The organism is Orientia chuto str. Dubai (assembly GCF_000964595.1).
In the GTDB taxonomy this organism is placed as follows: domain Bacteria; phylum Pseudomonadota; class Alphaproteobacteria; order Rickettsiales; family Rickettsiaceae; genus Orientia; species Orientia mediorientalis.
Map to the genome: position 1 here is coordinate 19,340 of NZ_LANP01000009.1, position 23,016 is coordinate 42,355.

At 28.2% G+C, this 23,016-nt stretch carries 16 protein-coding genes and 1 pseudogene; 13 read left to right on the top strand and 4 right to left on the bottom strand.

All coding sequences use genetic code 11. From position 1 onward, the window contains the following. Nucleotides 1-120: 120 nt before the first annotated feature. Both OCHUTO_RS01955 and OCHUTO_RS01960 read right to left on the bottom strand, forming a co-directional pair. The gene (locus OCHUTO_RS01955; RefSeq protein WP_045797175.1) at nucleotides 121-3,315 is read right to left on the bottom strand and encodes a hypothetical protein; all 3,195 of its coding nucleotides are present in this window, start codon (nucleotides 3,313-3,315) and stop codon (nucleotides 121-123) included. A gap of 41 nt (nucleotides 3,316-3,356) precedes the next feature. Then, entirely contained in the window at nucleotides 3,357-4,361 is a 1,005-nt protein-coding gene (locus tag OCHUTO_RS01960) for an HD domain-containing protein (protein WP_198139650.1), read from the bottom strand. Between the two features lie 717 nt (nucleotides 4,362-5,078). Between OCHUTO_RS01960 and OCHUTO_RS01965 the strand changes: the two genes are divergently transcribed. After that, nucleotides 5,079-7,079: an Rne/Rng family ribonuclease gene (locus tag OCHUTO_RS01965; RefSeq protein WP_045797177.1), complete on the top strand. Its 2,001-nt coding sequence runs from the start codon at nucleotides 5,079-5,081 to the stop codon at nucleotides 7,077-7,079. A 320-nt stretch (nucleotides 7,080-7,399) separates the two neighbouring features. Here the strand turns inward: OCHUTO_RS01965 and OCHUTO_RS07210 are convergent, their stop codons facing one another. Further along, nucleotides 7,400-10,393, bottom strand: a complete 2,994-nt coding sequence (locus OCHUTO_RS07210; protein ID WP_232296931.1) for an NAD-glutamate dehydrogenase domain-containing protein — start codon at nucleotides 10,391-10,393, stop codon at nucleotides 7,400-7,402. Then, nucleotides 10,390-12,315 carry an NAD-glutamate dehydrogenase domain-containing protein gene (locus OCHUTO_RS07215; protein WP_045797179.1) on the bottom strand — a complete coding sequence of 642 codons (1,926 nt, stop codon included), beginning with the start codon at nucleotides 12,313-12,315 and terminating at the stop codon, nucleotides 10,390-10,392. Before OCHUTO_RS07215 ends, OCHUTO_RS07210 begins: the two co-directional genes overlap by 4 nt. 81 nt (nucleotides 12,316-12,396) lie before the next feature. Here OCHUTO_RS07215 and mnmE point away from each other — a divergent pair, with 81 nt between their 5' ends. From mnmE to OCHUTO_RS06325, 12 genes and pseudogenes are all read left to right on the top strand, one after another. After that, complete coding sequence (mnmE, locus tag OCHUTO_RS01980; protein WP_045797180.1) at nucleotides 12,397-13,740, top strand: tRNA uridine-5-carboxymethylaminomethyl(34) synthesis GTPase MnmE; 1,344 nt, start codon at nucleotides 12,397-12,399, stop codon at nucleotides 13,738-13,740. A gap of 47 nt (nucleotides 13,741-13,787) precedes the next feature. Beyond that, the gene (locus tag OCHUTO_RS01985) at nucleotides 13,788-14,726 is read left to right on the top strand and encodes a tyrosine recombinase XerC (protein WP_045797181.1); all 939 of its coding nucleotides are present in this window, start codon (nucleotides 13,788-13,790) and stop codon (nucleotides 14,724-14,726) included. A gap of 16 nt (nucleotides 14,727-14,742) precedes the next feature. Next, on the top strand, nucleotides 14,743-15,183 hold the full coding sequence (gene dksA, locus OCHUTO_RS01990; protein ID WP_045797182.1) for an RNA polymerase-binding protein DksA: 441 nt from the start codon (nucleotides 14,743-14,745) through the stop codon (nucleotides 15,181-15,183). A 56-nt stretch (nucleotides 15,184-15,239) separates the two neighbouring features. Next, the gene (gene ppa / locus OCHUTO_RS01995; RefSeq protein WP_045797183.1) at nucleotides 15,240-15,761 is read left to right on the top strand and encodes an inorganic diphosphatase; all 522 of its coding nucleotides are present in this window, start codon (nucleotides 15,240-15,242) and stop codon (nucleotides 15,759-15,761) included. Between the two features lie 24 nt (nucleotides 15,762-15,785). Continuing rightward, nucleotides 15,786-16,427 carry a DNA polymerase III subunit delta' gene (locus OCHUTO_RS02000; RefSeq protein ID WP_232296932.1) on the top strand — a complete coding sequence of 214 codons (642 nt, stop codon included), beginning with the start codon at nucleotides 15,786-15,788 and terminating at the stop codon, nucleotides 16,425-16,427. Between the two features lie 203 nt (nucleotides 16,428-16,630). Beyond that, nucleotides 16,631-17,563, top strand: a complete 933-nt coding sequence (locus tag OCHUTO_RS02005) for an RluA family pseudouridine synthase (RefSeq protein WP_045797184.1) — start codon at nucleotides 16,631-16,633, stop codon at nucleotides 17,561-17,563. A 953-nt stretch (nucleotides 17,564-18,516) separates the two neighbouring features. Beyond that, nucleotides 18,517-20,271: a type I secretion system permease/ATPase gene (locus OCHUTO_RS02010; protein ID WP_045797185.1), complete on the top strand. Its 1,755-nt coding sequence runs from the start codon at nucleotides 18,517-18,519 to the stop codon at nucleotides 20,269-20,271. Between the two features lie 19 nt (nucleotides 20,272-20,290). Further along, on the top strand, nucleotides 20,291-20,938 hold the full coding sequence (locus OCHUTO_RS06310) for a putative HlyD family type I secretion protein (protein WP_232296933.1): 648 nt from the start codon (nucleotides 20,291-20,293) through the stop codon (nucleotides 20,936-20,938). Between the two features lie 8 nt (nucleotides 20,939-20,946). Beyond that, complete coding sequence (locus tag OCHUTO_RS06315; protein WP_232296934.1) at nucleotides 20,947-21,828, top strand: HlyD family type I secretion periplasmic adaptor subunit; 882 nt, start codon at nucleotides 20,947-20,949, stop codon at nucleotides 21,826-21,828. Between the two features lie 165 nt (nucleotides 21,829-21,993). Continuing rightward, nucleotides 21,994-22,300, top strand: a pseudogene (gene traD, locus OCHUTO_RS06320) (conjugal transfer protein TraD); the annotation flags it as partial. 208 nt (nucleotides 22,301-22,508) lie between these two features. Further along, nucleotides 22,509-22,658, top strand: a complete 150-nt coding sequence (locus tag OCHUTO_RS05120) for a tetratricopeptide repeat protein (protein WP_232296935.1) — start codon at nucleotides 22,509-22,511, stop codon at nucleotides 22,656-22,658. Next, nucleotides 22,595-22,732, top strand: a complete 138-nt coding sequence (locus tag OCHUTO_RS06325; protein ID WP_232296936.1) for a tetratricopeptide repeat protein — start codon at nucleotides 22,595-22,597, stop codon at nucleotides 22,730-22,732. The genes OCHUTO_RS05120 and OCHUTO_RS06325 overlap by 64 nt, the downstream gene beginning before the upstream one ends. Nucleotides 22,733-23,016 lie beyond the last annotated feature (284 nt).

Consider the following 23,016-nt stretch of genomic DNA (forward strand, 5'->3'; position numbering starts at 1 on the left):
TATTATTCTCTAATAGCATAAATTCATATTTAGCGTAATTAACTTTATATTTTCCTAAGACAATATATATTCTTTATTTAAATCTTTAAAATCTATTTAGGCATGATTACAATAATTTACTTAACCGCCCATATAGTTTATTTCCTCATCCTCTGAACTGCCTGAAAATATCTCATCCTCTGAACTGCCTGATGAAAACATCTTAGCATTTGTAATATCTTTCTCCTTTGTTACTTCTGACGTTCCTGGTTGCAAATAATCATCTATGTTCAATTCAATATTAGTGTTTTCTGTTGTAGTGAAATCCAATTTCTCAATATTATCTCTAAGTCTGATCATATATTTAGTTATTTCTGCAATAGGTGGAGTCATAATAGTATGCTCATGTTTTTGAAGCCATTTTATGCAATTATTTAGATTTTGATTTCCAAATGATTTTTTAAATATTTTTAAATCCGTATACTCATGTTGCAATATGTGTATAATTCCTATAATTCTGTTTCTAATCATGTTAGATATTTCTTCTTGATCAGTTTTTTTATCCATATTTTTGTGCTGGAGCTCTAAGAAGTTTGCTCGTGTAGCAAAGAATGGCTGATGTTTTTTATCTTGAAAACATAATACATTATTAAATGTTTCTTTGCTTAGATATTTAGTATCGCACTCAGCCAATATAACTATTATATAGTTATATAGCTCTTCAATTTCTTTTTCTAAATTCCCAGAAACTTCTTTTGAAATATTGATGAATTCTAATATATTTAGAAATAATTCTGAATTTTTTCCAATTGCATGATTTACTATCTCACCAAATGCATCGTCCATAAATGCATGAAATATATGTACTAATTCTACAACTATTTCTTTGATAAATTCCTCACATTGTTTCAATATTTCATAATCTTGAAGTTCATCAGCTAAGTTTGCTTTTAATCTGGATATATTGATGAATTCCTTTAATATTGGGCATTCTTGATGGAAACCAGTTTTCTTAGGTATCAGTTCTTCTTTATAAATTTCTGTTTGATACATTGTAATACTGTCCTTTCGCTTCTCAATCTCTGTTGAGCTTGCTTTAATTAATTTTGATATTACAGAAAAAAATGTCTCTCCATATGGAGTAGAATAATTTATTAGCTCAGCACTGAATTTACTTTCAGTATCTTTTTCCTTAATATTAATTAATATATTAAATATAAGCCAAACTATATTATACTTTGGCTGTAATTCTAAGTCGTATTCATCAATAGCAAGATATTCTAATATTGCATGCCAAATTGAAATAACATTCTTCTCATTATCTTCATCAATCTTAAAATTTAAGAACTGTTGAACAAATTCAATATCTTTTTTGCTACTAAAAAATAAAAATTCCGTAGCCACTTCAATTGTAGTAATGTAATCCTTAGGATTTCCATGAAAATTTTGCGTTATATATTTTAATATTACAGACTGAAGCGTATCACCACACAATGTTTTATAATCTATTAGCTTATTATATAATCCTGGACATAATTTCTCTACAGTTTCTGATATTTTAATTATATTTAAAATTGGCTTGCAATCATTTTTTACTTTAGCATATTCTAGTGCTGCTGAAAGTAGTGTATCGATACTTTCAGTAAATATCTTTTTACATAATTCCATATCTTCATCTTTTTCTTTATCAATGTTTCTTAATGATTTGCAGATACTATTAACCAAATTGCAGCTTTTTTGTTCTTCTATATATTTTAACAGTATTGAAAAAACTGTGTTACCATCATCAAGTTGGTATTTAATTAATTCATTAATCAAGTTAATTCCATTTGACTTAGCTATAGAAGATATGGCAAAAACACATTCTATTATTGCAGTATTATTTACACCTTTAATATTATATGCGCGCAATAAATATATTGCTGATGCAGTAACATCAAAAAACTCATCACATTCTATTATTGCATTGTCATTTACACCTTTAATATTATATGTGCGCAATAAATGCATTGCTAATGCAGTAACATCAAAACACTCATCACATTTACTTTCATATATAAATTGTAATACCATAGAATGAATTGTATCACCATTTTCAATTTTATATGTTGTAAATATCTTGAACAACTCATTATCTATAAACTTTGATCCAAGCAACAATACAATTAGTGGTGCATATTGTTGTTCCTTTATTATGATGCTAAGGAATACTGGTAAGATTTGTTTAGATGTTATTAATTCTATAAGTGTTTCGTTTACGATTGTTTCAAATATATCAATTGCTTGACTAAATGTGTCTGCATTGTCAAATATTTGTTCATTTATTGTTGAAATCACATATTCCAATACTTGGTATAATTTTTGTTCAAGCACCTTTGTTCTGTTGATACGTATTAGAGCCTTGATTATATTGATTGCATCATTTACTTCTATATTTTCATTGTTACATTTTATATAGTTTTTTACTATTTTTTTATCTTCATTTCGAATATTGTCTTTGATGATATCAAAAATAAATTTTTCTTCAGTATATTCATTGCATTCGTCTGACACCGTATTGGTTATCATTGTATTATCTTCATTAACATGCTCATTAGAGGTTTCTATGCTATCTGTCAGCGCACTAAATAACTTGTTATACGTAATGTTGTCTGTACTTTTCGAGTATACAGTGTCAAATTTTTTATTTACATTCATATTAGTCATTAAAAAAGCAGTAAGCACTGTGATAACTTGTTGATATTGATCTATCAAGAACAATTTATTATTATTTTTCACTCCATTCATTTTAACTGATTGAATAAGTGGTATCGTTATCTGCTCAGCTTTAGATTGATCTGCAGTTCTTATTACTGCATCTTTTCTATTTTCTATATTAAAACTTCGACTTATAGCATTTTGTCTAAAAATAATACTATGTGGTTTATTTGATGCTATATTATCTGCTTTTCTATAACTTTGTTGGTTATTTTGTCGCTGTCCTAGTTTTAAGCTACAATCACTATTTATACACGTAATGCTAATCAGAGAATATACTATATAATTTCTAAATGTTTCAGCATCCTTTTTATTGGATGCTCTAGTACTAGAATTAGCAATAATATTATTAACAAACTGATTATCGAATTCTAAATCTTGATTGCTAGGTACAGTAAATTGTTGATTTTTAATATTGAATTGCATAAATGGTATAGACACATTAAAGTCTATATTAGCATCATTAATACTACCAGTCCTTAAATTTAATTCTTTAGCAAAAAACAAGACTGCTGAATCAATAGTACAAAATAATGTTATACTTACCAGCTTATCTTTATATAGTAATCTTACTCTCAAAATAAGATTATGTAATTCACTATTACATCCATATAGCTTCTCTATTGTATTACGTGTACTTTTTTCCTTAATAAAATTACTTTTATACCTCCAATGTGCAGCAGACCAGATTGAGCAACTTCATGCATCTTGCTAGTACGTATCTGCACCTCAATTTTTTGCTTTGTCGGACCAATTATTATTGTATGAAGAGACTGGTATCCGTTTTGCTTTGGTACTTTAATAAAATCCTGAACCTTTTCAGGTAAAAACTCATAATCATTATGTAGCAACTTTAATACTGTGTAACAACGTGCTAATGCATCATGGGTAGAATCTATAATAACTCTAAGAGCAATAATATCATTTAACTGATCTAATCTAATGCTCTTATTTTCCATTTTTTGTTGAATGGAACAAAAAGATTTAATTCTAGCTGATATCACTGCTTTAATTTCAGCGTGCTGTAAATTGTCTCGAATTTTATCAGCAATATTATAAATTACTAACTCTGCATCTTTTATAGTGTTTAGGTAGTCTATGATATCTCTTTCTGAAGCACTAAATAGTAAGTTTTTTAGAAAAAATTTATGTACTTTGGTTTGTATATCATTTATTCCTAACTCAGTTATTAGTGGTAAATAAACTTCTAATATTTCTACTATAATATATTGACTTTGCTCTTTAGTTATTTGAATTCGGTTAAATAGGCTTATATAGTGTAACAAATATGCTAGCCGAACAAGAAGTACCTCTATTTTTAGGTCTTTATCTATTTCTAGTAATATAGTTCTTGTTTGATTTAGATCATTTTGTAGGTAGTTATTAAATGATATTTTAAGATAATTTTTGACTAGTTTAACAATATCTAGACCAAAATTATTTTTTATTTTTGTTAAATCAGATTTGGTAATTTTCGGATCAGATATATTAATGGTTGTACAAAGCATTGATGCAATTACTAAGCTGTAGTTTGGGTATATAGCTACAATTATTTGTCCTATCTCTAATGGATAAAGCGCGTGGTATATACAATTTTTAACAGCAAAATCTATTGTTTTTTGCATAGTCATTATAATCCAAATGATAATTTGGCGTTTATACAATTAACCATTACACCTAGCATATATATCTTCCATCTTAATATTGGTACTACGATATCTTAAATAAACATTAAAACCTTTATATAATTTAGAGTATAATACTTTTTTATGAAAATCACCGAGATTTAATAATACTTTTAAATTATTATTACATTTAAACAATTAAATTGCTAAATTTTTGGGGTTGAGGTATAAGTACATAAATTAATCAATATCTATATTATTTTAGGATAAAAGTAAAAAACTAAAATAATTTAATTATAAAGCATAAGTAAATGTCATACTAGAAAATTTAATGCATTGATAGTTGTTATGATTAATAGTTGAATGTTAAGTTAATGTTCTTAATTGTATATAAGAACAATTCAAGTTTTTTATGAAGCAACATTAAACATATCTTAATGAAGCTATTTAGCCAATGAATTAACAAAGTGCTGAATAAAATCATGTAGTATTTTCTTATAAAGTTTATTACATATTCAATTTAATATAATATAGTTTGCAAGAGTTTAGATTTTATGCTGAGCTTTAATAAGCATAAAATACAAGATTTATAAATCTAAAGTATATGACATGATGTTATCTATGCTTGCTGTAATTTATGTAATAATAACATGTATAGCCTCAAAATTTGAATTTTATAAATTATATAGCGAGTAAGTTTATGGAGAATTTTTACAGATGAGCAAAAGAATTATAATAGATGCAAGTTACCCTAATGAAACTAGAGTAGCTTTAATAGATAATAGCTGTAGCATAGCAGAAATTGAATATGAAACAGCAAGCAAACATTTAATTAAGGGAAACATATATCTTGCAACAATTACTAATATTGAGCCTTCTTTGCAAGCTGCATTTATTGATTATGGTAACGGGAAAAGTGGCTTTTTACCGTTTAGTGAAATACATCCAAATTATTATCATAATTCTATTAACCACTTGCCATTTAGTACTATTCCTCTTATAGAAATTACTTCAGATGATATTAAGGAGCAGGAATTATATAATAATCTTTCAAGTGGTAAAGAAATTAATATTGAAGAATCTGATATTGATGATAGTAAAATAATTACAGCACTAAAAAATACTGAAAATATTCAAAACGATGAAATTGATCCACTAAGTAAACATAATGAGCAAAACAGTGTAGAATCATCAATGCCTGAAAAACAACAAGAAATTCAAGATGTAATTAGTAAAGGGCAAATGGTTTTAGTACAAGCAACTAAAGAATCTAGAGGTAATAAAAATGCGTCTTTTACTACTTATATTTCTTTATCTGGGAAGTATTGTATACTAAATTCAAATTTACCAAATAACAGTGGTATTTCAAGAAGAATTACAAATTCAGAAGATAGAAAACAATTAAAATCTATTGTAGGAGATATAATATCCAAAATAACAAATACATCTAGTGTTGTTATTAGAACTGCTGGTGCTGGTAGAACTTCCTATGAAATAAAAAAAGATTTTAATTATTTATTAAAGCTTTGGAATGAAATTATCAATACAGCTATACAGGTTAATTCTCCTGCATTCATTCACATTGAAAATGACATTATAAGAAGAACTATTCTTGATATGTATAATATTTCAGTTACAGAAATAATTATACAAGGCAAAGAAGCATACGATTGTGCTGTTAAGTTTATGAATGCTATTTTACCATCTGACGTAGATAAAATTAAAGAACATAAATCTATAATTCCGATTTTTACACAATATAAGCTTGAAGAACAGCTTGCTACATTATATAAGCCAATAGTTAATCTTCCATCTGGAGGATATATTGTTATTAATCCAACAGAAGCTTTAATTGCAATTGATGTGAACTCTGGTAAAGACACTTCTGAACAAAATATTGAAGAAACAGCTATCAAAACTAACTTAGAAGCAGCAAAGGAAATTAGCCGTCAAATAAAGTTAAGAAATCTATCAGGGCTTATTACCATCGATTTTATTTGCATGTTAGATTCTAAAAATCATAAATTAATTGAAAAAAGTTTTAAGCAATATCTTATCAATGATAAAGCAAGAATACAAATTGATTCCATTAACCACCTTGGGGTGTTACAAATGTCCAGACAAAGATTAAGACCATCTTTCTTAGAGTCTAACTCAGTTATATGTTCTCATTGTAATGGAAAAGGCATAGTTAGAGCCGAAGAATCTAATGCTATGATTATATTACGTACTATTGAAAATGAAATATACGCATCTAAATCAAATATTGTAAATATTTATGCTCACTTGCATTCTATTACATATATTCTAAATAACAAGCGAGCAGAAATAGCTGCTATAGAGAAAAAGTACAATGTGCAATTAAAATTTTATAATGATTTTCAATCTACTTCAGATAGTTTTTCTATAGAAAAAGTTACACTATCTTCAAATACTACTAAAGATTCCATTCTGGAAACACCATTAGTAACTAGCTCTAAATTATTAGATAACATAGAAAATCCTATTTTGAAAACAGTAGCTAATAATATTATTCCAGATTCTAAAATATTATTAACAAAAAGGAAGCAAAGAAAAGCAACTCTTGACCGAGAGTTGCAAATACCATCAGTTAAGAAAATATCTAAAGTTATAAATAAAAAGAGAAATAATCACAGTAAAACTGAAACTACTAAGCTAGTAAAAGGAAGAAAAAATATCGATGCTAAAAATACATAAAATATTAACCTTATCGTAATTTTATTTTTTATTAGCTTACTCTAAATTTGATAAATTGCTTAATGATATGTAATTGTGTTTTAAACTGGTAATTAGAAGATAATATATTAAGTTGATGCTATTTTTCATGATATTCTTTCTCTTTGATATTTTTTTAACATCCAATAGATTGTCTTTTATCATTTGTAAACCAGTTTGTTAAGTTGTTTTTTCATGACTTATATCCTAAGTCTTCTACTTAATTAGTCTTGAGCAAAAGTTGATAAATCTCTTTTCTATTAGCTTCCACACAAGGTTGTATTTGCTTTTCCACATCTATTCTAGCTAATTTTATTTAAAAACGCTTCGCATTTTTTATTAGCTAAGACAATCATATGCAAATCCACAGTTGTTTTATATAGAGCTATTTCATTGATAAGATCGAGATAAGCTATAGCATAAATCTTATTTTTTTGCCACCAACGCTCAAAAGTCAAATGTGGTTTTGCTGTCATTATACAAGATAGTAGTCTACGTTGCTTGTTATATAAATCTTCTTTAAGAGAGCGTATAGCTAGTCTATTCCAGTAATGGTCACTAATCATTAATTGATCACAACACTTTCTTAACCAATATAAGCTTAGTGTTTCTCCTGCAGCAAAGTAAGTTTTAGCAACTTTATTATAATCCGATTTACTATTGACTGAGACTAAAATAATGTCTAAAACAGATATTAAATAATCGATATTAGATAGATGAGTAGCAAGCCTTGATGGAATATTATGAGAACTATAATAATCAAATTTATCTTTAGCCTTTGCTGTAATACTATATGATAACGAAGAAATTTTCTTAGCCAATGCTATAGCAGGCTTTTTATAAAGATCGATAGTTTTAGTAATATCTAGTTCAGCGGTATTTTGTATAAACCAGCTTATACCTCTTCTAATTAGTTTATTGATTTCACTGAAAATTATAACTTGTACTTCATTATTAATATGAGTACCAAGATTATCAATATTTTGCCATAGCTCATCTATAGAGAAAATTTCATTAGTGATTACATATGATTTAACTATATTATCTATAGTAGCTTTTGTATCATTCTGTATCATATTGAGAATTGGTCCACTAATCTGATTAATAACCTTGTTACTTAATACAGTTAAAATAATTTCTTTTCGTAGTGGATGCGTTGATATTTCATCATAGAATCTTTTTTGCATTAACTCTGGAAAATAGTTCAGCAAATACTTATTTAAAAATGGCTCGCTCGCTAAATCAGTTTTAATTAATTCAGCGTATGTATGCATTTTGCTGTAGGACAATAAAATAGCTAACTCTGGTCTTGTCATTTTCTCTTTTGAAAGTGCTCTTTGAGCGATTTCATTATCTGATGGCAAAAATTCAACAGCACGATCTAGCAATCCAGCTTGCTCAAGAGTTCTAATCATATTTGTAAACATTTCCATAGTAAATAGTTTTGACTTTTCAGTAATTGTAATTGCCTGATTTTGTTTATAATTATCAATCAAAACTAGTTTTTCCACCATCGGAGACATTTGCTCTAAAATTTTATTTCTTTCTTTTAAAGTAAGCTTATTTTTAGCCATAGCGTTATTTAGCGCTATCTTAATATTAACTTCATGATCAGAACATCCTACTCCAGCTGAATTATCAATAAAGTCAGTATTAATTCTTCCACCTTGTCTTGCATATTCAATACGACCACGTTGTGATATTCCTAAATTTCCTCCTTCAGCTATTACTTTCGCTGATATATCTTTTGCATTGCAACGTAATGCATCATTTGATTTATCTCCAATATCGAACATACTTTCATCTGATGCTTTAATATAAGTACCTATTCCTCCATTCCAGATTAAATCGACCTTGGCTTTAAGTAACGCTTTAATTAACTCTTCTGGTTTTACTTCATTTTTGCTAAGGTTAAATAGTTGTTGAGCTTCTGAAGATAATTTAATGATTTTAGCAGAACGGGAAAATACTCCTCCACCTTTAGATAAAACTTTTGTATCATAATCAGACCATTTTGAGTGAGGAAGGTGAAATAATCTTAAACGTTCTTGATAACTTTGCTTAGGATCTGGATTTGGATCAACAAAAATATGAATATGATTAAAAGCTCCTACTAGCTTTATTGTATTTGATCTAAGCATTCCATTACCAAAGACATCGCCAGACATATCCCCAATACCAACAACAGTAATGGAATCTTTTTGTACGTCAATACCTAAATGTCTAAAATGATGTTGTACTGATATCCATGCTCCTTTAGCTGTAATTCCCATTTTTTTATGATCATAGCCATCAGAACCTCCAGAAGCAAAAGCATCTCTTAGCCAAAAATCGTATTCTTGAGAAATTTTATTAGCATGATCAGAAAAAGAAGCAGTGCCTTTGTCTGCTGCAACTACTAAATATGGATCATCATAGTCTTCGTTTTTTATTACAGTGTTTTTAGGAGGCAATATTCCATCAGTTACCGTATTATCTGTAATATCCAATAGCCCTCTAAGAAAGTTTTTATAACATTCTACAGCTAATTTTTGGTAAGAAGATGCATTAGCAGTACTTTCTGGATGAACTTTTACAAAAAAACCACCTTTAGATCCAACAGGAACAATTACAGTATTTTTAGTCATTTGAGCTTTCATTAATCCAAGTACTTCAGTTCTATAATCTTCTCCACGATCAGACCATCTGATACCTCCTCTTGCAACTTTTCCTCCTCGTAAATGAATACCTTCAAATTGGTTAGAAAATACAAAAATCTCAGCATAAGGCACTGGTAATGGCAAATCTGGTACTAATTGTGACTTAATTTTAAAAGAAAGGTAATCTTTGTACTTACCATTTTTAGTACGATGATAATAATTAGTTCTAGAGATTGCTTTAACCAAAGCTAACATTGTCCTTAATACCTTATCTTCAGCACTGCTGTTAATTAGACTTAAATTTTTATACAATTCTTGCTCAATACTATCAATATCATGTTTTATAGTTGTTAGATTAAATATATGATCAAATAAATTTAAAAGCGTATTAGTGAATTGGTAATGTTTGATAAGTAATGATTTTACATAATCTTTACTATAGGCAAATTTGATTTGTTGTAGGTAGTGAACTAATGCTTGTAAAAGTCTAACTTGGTAAGCATCTATATTAATTAATGTAATTAATTTATATAGTGCATCATGTTCTAGACCTTCTGTCGTAATCTTCTCTAGTATAGCTTCAACATTTTGTTTCATTAGTTCCAGATTTAGGGTATTAAACTCAATTTTAGGAGATAGATTAAAGTTATACATCATATATCAGATTGATTACTATTCATTGAATATAGAGCATTTAAATCTTGACGAATGTTGAAATTACTATCTACTAACTCTTGTTTATTGGAATCTAAAGCAAGTTGTGAAATTAGCGGCCTGCTGTTTTCAGTTGAGATTTTAAATGTTTGTTCATCTAAAATGTTAAAGTTTAAATTTTCAATTATAGGAAAAACTTGAGATAGTGAAAGTTTACTACCAGGATTATATATTTTTAAACTAAAAATATGCTGTGAATGTATTATAAAGTTAAATGTTTGCTTACCGCTTTTTTGAGCTTTAATAATATATTTTAAGTCATTAACTGCTTCAGCAGAATTAAAATTTTGAATGTAATTTTTAGGAAAAATATATGCATTATCTTTGAAAAGCTTTAATCCTTCAAATAACCCATATGATTTAACTAAAGATGCTTTAAATGATTCTATCCACTGGGCTGATAAATTTTCAAGGTTATTTTCAAGCTCTTTAATGTTTAAATTAGTAAGCACATTCTGATCAATTGGCATACTAATATAAATACTACAGAAATTTGGTGGAACTGTATTTAACTCACTACTTAAAATTTTAGTATTAAAAGCTTTTATTAAGCAACTAGTAATATTAGCATGAACATTAGGAGTTAATCTTATGCTTGGTAAAAAAACTATTATATCAATAATATTATTAAGACAATTCGGGAACAGGCAAAGCCTTAACGCATTATTGTTCATTGCAGATAACACTTTTAGGCAAGCACAATAAAGGCTTTCTAAGCTAGCTTCAAACAGCATTTCTCTAGGCAAAGATTCAAAAATTGCCTTAAATCTTTTTGCATTATAGCTGTTGCTGCTAAATTTTGAAAAACTAAGTATATCTTTTAATTTATCAAGTAATATAGGAATATTCTGCACTGATTGCTGCTTTGTTGAAGCGCTGTAAAGACCTAAAAAAATCATAGCTGAGTCAAAACTACCGTTTTTGTTTTTCTGCTTTATAAGCATATAATTAATAAAACTACTTTTATGAACTGTAGATGGCTTATTAATTTTACCAATTAGTATTGTCTTTTTATCATTACCTTGGTTACAGGCAAGATGCATAATATTTTCTATATCTTGCTCTGGAAAAAATGCTTTATGCCCAGCTACAAGACTACTTGTTCCATTTAATAAATTATAATTAATACAACTTAAAAAAGTAAAATTATCAGCTTTGAGCCAATGCAAAAAATCTACAATCGATTTTTTTTCCTGATCAGAAGAATGGGATAGCGATGTAATAATTTTTTCAATTTCCTGCAGAATAGGATGCCAATCTGCCGAAGTTTTATTAATTTGCTCTAAAATTGTAGTAAGCTGGCTTTTTATGCTATCTAAGAACTTTTTATCAAATGTTCCATGTATTTTACATAATATTAAAGATTCAATATTATTATTATTTACTGCATGGTTATTATTCTGAAAAGCAGGGAAAACATCAACTAGTGCTCCATTCTTATTTCTTTTTGTTGCAACTACAGGATGAATAAAGAAAAATGGTTCTAGCCCTATTCTCTCTAACAAAGACTTAATCGAATCAATAATAAAAGCTGCATCTATATTGATAATTTTAAACTCAATAAAAGGAGAAAAGTAGCTTGATTGATTAGATTGAGAGAGAGTAACTAGATAATTCTTATTTATAGGCTTTTTTTTAAAAAACTCATATGCACTTAAAGCTGCATCTTTGAAAAAATTAGTGCTATAATTTTCTGTGTAATCAATTGGAATATATGAATAAAAGCTTTTGACAAATTTAATTAATAACGTGTCATTAGAATACTTAGGCTCACTTTTTATTGCGTTAATAACTTCTGTTTGTAACTTAGTATTATCACAACTAAAGATTGAAGTAAGTGGAATATCTAAATCTTGATTATTCATATACATTAAATAATAATTTAAAATAGAAAGTTTATATTATAATATACGCTTTCAGCAATAATAAAAGTAATATCTAAACCAATGACTAGTGAAACTATCTTTGCCCAATCTTCTGCTAAAGGCAAAGCAGGAGTTGCTATTTTTAGAGTTTCTGGTAATTTATCATTGTTAATAGTTGAACGTTTATGTGGTAAATTTAATATAATTCCAAGGCGAGTCTACTATCGAACTATTCGTTGTCATATAACCAAACAAGTGATTGACAAAGCTTTAATAGTATATTTTCAAGGTAAACAAAGTTTTACAGGAGAAGATGTAATAGAAATACACACACATGGTAGTATTGCTGTAGCTAAAATGTTAACTAAATGTATACTAGAATTTGAGGGTGTAAGGTTAGCTGAACCTGGAGAATTTGCTAGGAGGGCTTTCTTAAACGGTAAAATGGATCTAACTATGGCAGAAGGATTAGTAGATCTGATTGAATCAGAAACACTGATGCAACATAAACAAGCAATTAGGCAAATGGAAGGAGAGCTTGAAAAGTTATATAGCTACTGGCGTAGAATGTTAATTAAAATAATAAGCTTAGTTGAAGGATATATTGATTTTCCTGATGAGGAAATACCGCAGTCAGTTCTTGAAGATGCAGAATCAATTATTGCTAGGTTAACCAAGGAAATTTCTAATCATTTAGGTGATGCCCGTAAAGGGCAAATGCTTAGGCATGGCATAGTATTAACAATTACTGGTGAAACTAATACTGGTAAATCTAGTTTATTAAATTATTTAACCATGAAAGAAGCAGCTATTGTATCAGATATTCCAGGAACTACTAGAGATGTTATTGAAGCTCACCTTGATATTGGTGGATATCCAATAATAGTTCGTGATACTGCTGGCATTAGAGATAGTAATGATCCAATAGAACAAGAAGGCATTAAAAGATCTTTGTTAGCATTCAAGAATTCTGATATTAGAATTTTAATGATTGATGCAACAAATATGAACAGTGTTAATCACACTATTGCCCATTTGTTAAATGATATTTATACAATTATAGTAATTAATAAGATTGATCTAGTAAACTATAACTATGACAGTAGTATTTTACCGCGCAACAAACCAATAGTTGCGATATCGCTGCAACAGCAGGTTGGGCTAGATCAATTAATGGCAGAAATAGTAAATTATGCTGAAAAAATAGCAGACCCAGGAAATTTTCCTGCTATTACTAGAGAGAGGTATCGTAACAGCCTAAATCAGGCATTGAAATTGCTACAGTTGGTAAATTTGAAAAGTGATTTAGTATTGGCAGCAGAAGATTTAAGAATAGCAATTAAGCATCTTGAACATATTACCGGACAGATTAAAATAGATGATATTTTATCAGAAATTTTTGCTACCTTTTGTATAGGTAAATAAATTTAACTTTATAAATTATTAATTATTACTGTTATATTTGTATTATTATGCGGCTTGATTCTCAACTAGAAAAAATTATGACTGAATGGCTTCATTACATTCAATATTATAAAAATTATTCAATTAATACATGTAATTCGTATAATAATGACTTAAAGCAATTTTTTGATTTTATAATTGATTATTGTAATTTAAGTAAATTAGATGTTAACCATCTTTGCTCAGTTGATATAAGATTAATGAGAAGTTGGTTAAGTCAAAGATATAGTCGTCAATATAATCCTAATTCTAACAGTAGAGCATTATCTAGTGTTAAAAATTTTTATAAGTATTTATTTAAGCAACATAATTTGGTTAACAAGATTATCAACAGTGTTAGAAATCCTAGATCAGCAAAGCGTTTACCAAAAGCACTTGACGTTGAAGATACAGTGGCTTGTACTAATAAAATCGATAGCATAGCAGCTGATAAATGGATAGGCGCTAGAGATAAAGCATTATTATTTTTATTGTATGGACAAGGGTTACGTATTTCCGAAGCTTTATCCATTACTAAAGCTAGCTTAAAATCTGAATCCTTAATAATTAAGGGAAAGGGAAATAAGGCTAGGCTAATTCCCTGGCTTGATATTGCTAAGCAACTAGTATTAGATTATATAAATGTTGTGCCATATTCACTAACTGATAGTTCTTCATTATTTGTCGGAAAAAGAGGGAAAAAACTACAACCAGCTGTATTTGGCCGTCATTTAATTAAATTAAGACGTCAGTTAAATTTACCAGAATCACTAACAGCACATACTTTTCGGCATTGTTTTGCTAGTCATTTGCTTAATAATGGTGCTGATTTACGTTCTATACAGAAGCTATTAGGTCATCAAAGTTTATCATCAACGCAGATATATACAAAAATTAATGCTGATTTTTTAACTTCAGTGTATAATAAATCGCACCCATTAGTTAGAGATCAAAACAACAAAACTTAATAAATTATAGTAAATTATGAGTAAAATAATACTACCTAAAGGATATAAACCTTCTGAAGAAGAAGAATATATGAATCCTAATCAACTTGAATATTTTAAGCAAAAACTTGAAAAATGGAAAAAAGAATTAATTCAAGTATCTTTGGAAACTATTGATCATTTAAAAGATGACCATCTTAAATACCCAGATTTAAACTATCAAGCGTCTAGAGAAGCAGAAACTACTATTGAACTTAGAACAAGAAGCAGATATAAAAAATTAATTGATAAAATTGAAGCTGCATTAAAGAGAATTGAACTAAAACAATATGGTTACTGTGAGGAAAGTGGGGAAAAAATAGGATTAAAAAGGCTTGAAGCTCGTCCAATAGCAACATTATGTATCGAATCACAAGAACGTCATGAAAAATTTGAAAAACAACATAATGATGATTCTGATGCAGATGAGTTTAATTGAGTATATTATTACAAAAATAATATTGAAAGAATAATAAGCAAATTTGGAGATTTATAATGTTTATTGAAAAGATAAAAATCGGAAACAATGTTCCTGATGATATTAATGCCATAATTGAAATACCGATGAACCAACAATATATCAAATATGAAATTGATAAAAGTTCTGGAGCAATAATAGTAGATAGATTTTTACAAGTAGCAATGTCATATCCTTGCAATTATGGGTTCGTGCCTCATACTATTGCTGGAGACAATGATCCATTAGATGTGCTTGTTATTACAAAATATCCTTTACTTTCAGGATCAGTAATCAATGTTAGACCAGTTGGTGGGTTAACTATGATAGATGAATCTGGTCAGGATGAAAAAATTTTAGCAGTACCTAATAGCAAAGTAGACAGTAGTTATGATAACATTAATGATATTACAGATCTAGACATTGATTTAAAAAAACGCATTCGCCATTTTTTTGAACATTATAAAGATCTAGATCAAAAAAAATGGGTTAAAGTGAAAGATTTTTTTAATCAAAACATAGCAAAAAGTATTATTAATCAATCATTAATAAAAAGATAAACTATCTTTAATTTTTATGTATGCATGCTAAATGTTCTAATAAAAAATTGGCAAAATAATATTTTTGCTAATGCTTGGATTATCGATACTGACAATGCAGATCATGCTCTAAGTATTTTACTGAAATTTTGCAGTAAAATATTTAATTACAGCTGTAATGCTATTTTGCAGCATCCAGATTTAATTCTAGTTAAGCGTGAGTCTCTTAATGATAAAAGCAAGTTTATTACTGTTAAGCAAATACGTGATATGCTATTTTTTTTAAATAAAACATCAATAAAGTCTACTACAAAAGTAGCAATTATATATGAAGCAGAATACATGAATATTCATTCTGCCAATTGTTGTTTAAAAATACTTGAAGATCCACCTCTTAATAGCTATATTTTCTTAATTACTACTAAATTTGTAAACCTACTTTCTACAGTTAGGTCGCGTTGTCATTTACTTACTCAGAAATTTAATAATACTAATATTAGGTTAGTATCACTATTTGAAATTGAATACAAAAATCTAATTAGTATGCTTAACGATCAAACTAATAAAATACAATTAGAATTTATTCAAAAAGTAAGGTCTATACAACTAAATTCGAAGAATGGTATAAATTTGGTCAAGCTTGCATCACATTACTTGTTAAATCTATTAGACATAAAGTTGGGTTAAAAGAAGATTATCCTAATAACGATCTTGCTATTGTTGAAATAGGAGTTATTGAAAAAATAAGTAATACTAATTCAATTGGAATGCTAATTCAAAAATATGAAAAGATAAGTAAAATTATATATAATACTAGCAATGTTGATTTAGATATTTGTAATTCTACATTATTAATATTATCACTAATACAGAATCAATTGTAGTGTTCGATGAAAATAATAATTAACGACTGTTCAGTTATAACCAGACTTGATAAGTTCTTGAAAAAAAAATATCCACATCTTACTCAAGGCTTGATAGAACGTGGAATAAGAAAAGGTCATATAAAAGTTAATGATACAAAACCTAAAGCAAAATTACATGTTAAAGATAATGATGTACTTATTATAGCCGACTATATAATAACTTGTAGTAATCAAAATTATATTAAACCTGAAAAACAAATTAAAGATAATGCTAATGTAAGGGCACTAGCTCACAAAATTATCAACAGTTATAAAATAGCTGAAACTTCAGATTATATTGTAGTTAACAAACCAGCCTCATTAGCTACTCAAGGTGGCAGCAAAATTTTACTCTCACTTGATGATGCTCTAAAGTACCTTAATAAGTTTTTTTATTATAATTTTAAATTAGTACACAGATTAGATAAAGAAACTACAGGTTTGCTCATTATTGCTAAAAATGATGAAACTGCAATTAAACTTTCACAGGCATTTTTGAATCATTCGATTAAAAAGGAATATACGGCTATTTTACAAGGTATTCCTAATCAGTTATCAGGTGAGATAATAACAAATATTTCCAAAACTGGATATAGAATGGCAGAAACTCAAAATGGCGGTAAAGTTAGTATTACTAAATATCAAGTTAAAGCAGTTTCTATAAATTCGCAATTATCATTAGTATCATTTATTCCAATTACAGGACGTACTCACCAATTAAGAGTACATGCTGCTAAAATTGGCTGTCCAATTATTGGAGATAAAAAATATAATAATTATAATACTTATCATGATTATTCATTAAAACTGCATGCTACTAGAATTTGTATTCCAAAGTTTAGTAACTATAATAATGAAAGAACATACTATGCACCTTTACCTAATCAATTTCAGCAGATAAAATCCATATTTTTCTAGATTATAGAATATGTTGAAATAATAACTAAAAGAAGAACATAAGAAGTAGAACTTATCTGTATATCAGAGTTTGATATAAGGAAAAATTTGAAATAGGTATTACAGTGTTTTTTTGCTCTTATGTGTATAGCCCTAAGTTTTAGATTAGAGAGTAGATTAAGTAGAGGACTTTAGAGAGATCAAGGAAAAATCTCTACAATTTCAAGATATAATAGCTCTATTAAATTTTGTAGATACTTGTATTAAAAGTATAATATAAATGAATTACATAGTTTATAGCAAAATTAGTAAATGCTAGTTTCTCCTGGAATTAAAATTACATTTGTAATTAATGGAATATAGATGATATTGCTCCTATTTCTGAATTAACCAAGTATATTATAAAACAATAATTGTTTTCTGGGTTTTATAATTAAGATTAAAGCCAGTAACTAGCATAAAGAACGAAAAATAAACTCTTGCCTTTAGTTGAAAAGATTTGACTATGTAAATGCTAGATTAATTTTCTGTTGTAGAAAATATGTAACTTTTTTGCAAGTTAAATAAAATATATATAATAAGTTGTTTATAGACTATTTTTTCTTATAACTAAATATAGTATCCTGAGTTATGGTTAATAGTTTTAATAAGACTAAAGTTAAAGGGTTTAGCAAAAAAAAAGTCCTGTACAATTAAGCTATTTAATATATGATTTACTATGTCAAGCATATATATTTAGTAATTCAGTGCAGTAATATATAAAACATTTAGATCATATCTTTTTCTAAGTCAATTTTTGACACAAGATGTTAAGATATGAATATTTTAATAGCTATACTTGCACTAATAAAAAACAAATTATACACATTTTATGAAAATTTTAATTGTGTTTTATATCAATGAAATATATATTTTGTGTGTAATATCGCAATGATGAAAAATTATTTAAATATTATGATTTTAAAGGTATTTTTATGAAACAAATTCCTATAGTAAATAAATTTGTACAGGAATTAAATCCCTTTCAAGAAGCTCTAGAGAAGTGTAGATTAGCTTTCTATATAATATTTTGTTTTGCATTTTGCATCAATATATTAATGCTTATTACACCTTTATATTCATTGCAAGTACTTGATCGTGTAATAGGTAGTGGTAATATTGAAACATTACTTATGCTATCTTTAATTATTGGTACGATTTATTTTGTTTATACTTTGATGCAAATTGCTCGTTCATTTACTATGATCAGAATTGGCATATGGCTTGAAAATAATATTTCTCCAATGCTTTTTTCTCACTCCATTGCATCATCTGCAATAAGGCAGTCATTAGCTACTGGACAATTATTGCGTGACTTCCAGGTGGTCAAGAATTTTTTAACTAGCGTGGGATTAAATACCATACTTGATGCCCCATGGACAATTCCATATGTTATAGTAATTTTTATGATTCATCCATATATAGGATATTTAACAGTTGTTGGAGGGACTATAATTATTATACTTGCATTTGTCAATGCAGCTATAACTAATAGAAATTTAGGTGAAGCGACTGAATATTCTATTAGAGCATTGAATCAGGCAGAAATTGCTAATCGCAATGCTGAAGTCATTGAAGCGATGGGAATGATGAAAAATGTCAGCTCTAATTGGAGTAAAATTAATCAGTTAGCATTATCTAAGCAAACTTTAGCTAGCTATCGTAATGGTATTCTTGCTAATGTTTCTCGATTCGTTAGATATATAATGCAAATGTGTGTTACTGGAATTGGAGCATATATTGTAGTTAAAACTGGAGGGCGCGAAATGTCAACAGGGGGAATGATTGCTAGCTCTATACTTGTAGGTAGAGCTCTAGCTCCTGTTGATAATGCAATTGAATTATGGAAACAAATTAATAATACCCTTAAAGCATATAAAAGAATTAATGACTCTTTTAAGGTATCAAATTTACGTGATAAAGCTATGCCTATGCTAAATGTAATTGGTAAACTTGATGTTGAAAGCGTTTATTTTTCTATGCCTTACTTAAGTCCTACTACTAAGCAGGTAGAATATAAACCTATTTTAAAGGATGTAAATTTTGGCTTAAGTCCTGGAGAAGTATTAGCAGTAATTGGTCCTAGTGCTGCAGGAAAATCGACATTGTCTAGGCTTTTAGTAGGAGTATGGCGGTGTAATTCAGGTACTGTAAGGTTAGATGGAGCTAATGTATATGATTGGAATAGAGAAAATTTTGGTAACCACGTAGGTTATCTTCCTCAGGGGGTTGAATTATTTAGTGGTACTATAAAACAGAATATTGCTAAAATGAATGAAGAAATTGATCCGGAGAAAGTAACAGATGCTGCTTTAATTGCTGGAGCCCATGATTTGATTTTAAGATTTCCAAATGGTTATGAGACAGATATTGGTATTGGAGGATCAAGTCTCTCAGGAGGACAAAAGCAACGTATTGGTTTAGCAAGAGCTTTTTATGGTAATCCTAAATTTATAGTATTAGATGAGCCTAATGCAAATCTTGATGAAGTAGGAGAAATAGCCTTATCAAATGCTCTACAGTATGCAAAACAGAAAGGTATTACAGTTATCGTTATATCACATAGGCCTTCTGTATTATCAGTAGTAGACAAAATATTAGTATTACAAAATGGAACAGTATCTATCTTTGGAGATAAAGAAGAAGTGCTGAATCAGCTTAAAGATCATAAAAGAAATACTTCTATATAATAAAAGATTTTGGTAAAAAATGTCTCAAATTGAAAATAACAATAACAGTAGCATCAAAGGAATAATGCCTAAAATGTCTCCTCAGGATCAAAAAGATATAATGGAAATGCTGCTGAAAAATCAGCAAAAACAACAAAAGTTAGAAAAGTATAAATTATTAAGATCGTTTTTTTCATGGTTATTATTAAGATTAAAGCAGTTAATTTACAGCATAGGTGATTCTGTAGACAGTTTTATCAATTTTATTATTAGTCCAAAAGGCACAGCAAAAAATATTGTAGTTCAGACTGCAAGAGGTCCAATATTTTTTGGAGTTTGGGTAATGATTACTTTTATAATTGTAGGTGGATTATGGAGTGCATTTGCTCCACTAGATAGCGCTGCAATAGCAGTTGGAACTGTAATATCAAGTACTGAGAACAAAATTATACAGCATCAAGAAGGAGGTATTGTTAAAGAAATTTTTGTTAAGCAAGGTGATAATATTAAGGTAGGTGATCCTATAATTGCTTTGGATGATACTAAAATTAGAGCTAATGTAGAAATTAAATTAGGTCAATATAGAACATTATTAGCTAATCAGGCTAGGTTAACTGCTGAACTTGAGCAGCAGGAAGAAGTAATATTTCCTGAAATACTGACTATAATAATAATATACCAGAAGTAGCTAAAATAATGTCAATTCAAACACATTTATTTCAAGCTAGAAGAAAAAGCTTAAATGCTAAAGTTATGCAATTAGAAAAAAGAATTAGTTCTTTAGAGGCTAAAGTTGTTGCATCTAATAAGCAGCTTGAATATAATAGAAAACTTATTCAAAATGCTCAAAGCTTAATTGCTCAAGGATTTGGACAGAGGACAGAGCTAGATAAGTTATTAGTTGAGGAAGCGAGTTTAGTAGGTAATATTATAATTACTGAGCTTGAAATAAACAGTACTCAGCAAGATATTGAAAGAATAAAATCTGAAGCAATGGATCGTACATTATCTGAACTTAAAGAGGTTGAGCATGGTGTTATTGAAGCTCAAGAGAGCTATAATTCTTTGATCGATATATTAAGTAGAACTTTAGTTAAATCTCCAGTTGATGGTATAGTTAAGGTTTTAGATGTTAATACTCAGGGAGGAGTTATTGGATCTGGGCAAAGAATTGCAGAAATTACACCTATTAATGATTCTTTGATAATTAAGGCAAAAATTCCTCAAAAAAATATTGACTCAGTTAAGGTGGGGTTAAAAGCAAAGATAAGATTTGGAGCTTTTAAATATAGAACTACACCAGTGTTTACTGGAAGAATAGTATTGGTATCACCTGATACAGTACAAGATCAACAATCAGCTATGCAGTTTAATAATGCGATGGTAGGTGATACTTTTTATATTGCTAAAATAGAAATAGATATGGATGAGTTTAATAAAGTAGCCCAGGTGCAGAAATTAAAATTATTTCCAGGAATGCAAGCAGATATTCAAATTATTACTGGTACTAGAACTTTATTAAGATACTTGCTTGATCCAATAACTGATAATATGTTTAGGGCATTTACAGAGAAGTAAAAAAATCTTGTGTTAATATATCGTTCAAGAAAAAAGAAAAAATAATTCAAATTCTTGGACTATTTTTCAAAAATGATAAGATAACAATTGTTAATTTTTTAATTTAAAGTTGTTATTTTATACTAAGCACTATACATCTTATAGAAATTTGTGGTTTAGCTGTTAAAGCTAGATCATTTACCTGCTAACAGTCTATTTGATGCTTTTGTTTATCTAAAGGATACTTTAACACAACATCCAACTGTTCAAGATCATTGGACTCAAATTGGTAAGACTATTTTTGATAAGGAGCAAAAAAACAAAGCCACCGTGATTTTAAAATTTTTCTCTGAACCAGATGAAAATACTAAGCACCACATTGGAATGCATGGCTTAAATTACTACCGTAATGAATGGAATAGCCATGTCAAAGAACTCCTTGAAGCACGACCTACTCCATATTCAATATGAACTTGAGCTGGTATCTCAATAATTTAAATAGAAAATAATGCAAAAAATAAAGAATCTTGATAAAATTTCTGATAACATTAAATACAGGCAAAAAATTAAAAGTTAAAAAGGTGATTATAATTATATGAAATTTATATATCAGCTGTTTTACTATTAACAATCTCAAATACAGCTATTGCATCAGAACAGAATAATCAGCTCATACAACAGAATTTAATTAGGATAAAGATATGCTAGCAGAAAAATATTTTAGTAAAGGAATAACTTTGCATAAATTAGGACAATATCATGAGGCAATAGAAAATTTTGAGCAGCTATTAAATACAACCCAAATGACGCCTCTGCTTATAAAAACAAAGGAATTGCTTTGTATGAAATAGGACAATATCATGAGACAATTAAAAATTACGATACAGCTATTAAGTATAAACCAAATAATGCATCTGCAAAATAGTCTGCTTATATTTTAGATCTTTAACTATATTCGCTTTTTTTTATTGCATAACTTACTATTTGCCTGGGATACTAAATTAAGTCTATACAAAAAATGTAAGATTTAATCTTGTCTAAGACATATCAGTATTATTACTAACTCCTGTTATTTCTGGATCTTCTAATGTATTACTTAATAAGTTATCATAATCACAATGATGTTTCTGAACATAAATATCTTCTGATTGATCTAATTTTCTTTTTACTCTCCGATCTTTATAAATAATATTGTCTATAGGATCACCA

Coding starts and splice junctions, on each gene's coding strand:
- OCHUTO_RS01960 (WP_198139650.1), bottom strand. CDS start 4,361: ATGCAAAAAACAATAGATTTTGCTGTTAAAAATTGTATATACCACGCG.
- OCHUTO_RS01965 (WP_045797177.1), top strand. CDS start 5,079: ATGAGCAAAAGAATTATAATAGATGCAAGTTACCCTAATGAAACTAGA.
- OCHUTO_RS07210 (WP_232296931.1), bottom strand. CDS start 10,393: ATGATGTATAACTTTAATCTATCTCCTAAAATTGAGTTTAATACCCTA.
- OCHUTO_RS07215 (WP_045797179.1), bottom strand. CDS start 12,315: ATGAATAATCAAGATTTAGATATTCCACTTACTTCAATCTTTAGTTGT.
- mnmE (WP_045797180.1), top strand. CDS start 12,397: ATGACTAGTGAAACTATCTTTGCCCAATCTTCTGCTAAAGGCAAAGCA.
- OCHUTO_RS01985 (WP_045797181.1), top strand. CDS start 13,788: ATGCGGCTTGATTCTCAACTAGAAAAAATTATGACTGAATGGCTTCAT.
- dksA (WP_045797182.1), top strand. CDS start 14,743: ATGAGTAAAATAATACTACCTAAAGGATATAAACCTTCTGAAGAAGAA.
- ppa (WP_045797183.1), top strand. CDS start 15,240: ATGTTTATTGAAAAGATAAAAATCGGAAACAATGTTCCTGATGATATT.
- OCHUTO_RS02000 (WP_232296932.1), top strand. CDS start 15,786: ATGCTAAATGTTCTAATAAAAAATTGGCAAAATAATATTTTTGCTAAT.
- OCHUTO_RS02005 (WP_045797184.1), top strand. CDS start 16,631: ATGAAAATAATAATTAACGACTGTTCAGTTATAACCAGACTTGATAAG.
- OCHUTO_RS02010 (WP_045797185.1), top strand. CDS start 18,517: ATGAAACAAATTCCTATAGTAAATAAATTTGTACAGGAATTAAATCCC.
- OCHUTO_RS06310 (WP_232296933.1), top strand. CDS start 20,291: ATGTCTCAAATTGAAAATAACAATAACAGTAGCATCAAAGGAATAATG.
- OCHUTO_RS06315 (WP_232296934.1), top strand. CDS start 20,947: ATGTCAATTCAAACACATTTATTTCAAGCTAGAAGAAAAAGCTTAAAT.
- OCHUTO_RS05120 (WP_232296935.1), top strand. CDS start 22,509: ATGCTAGCAGAAAAATATTTTAGTAAAGGAATAACTTTGCATAAATTA.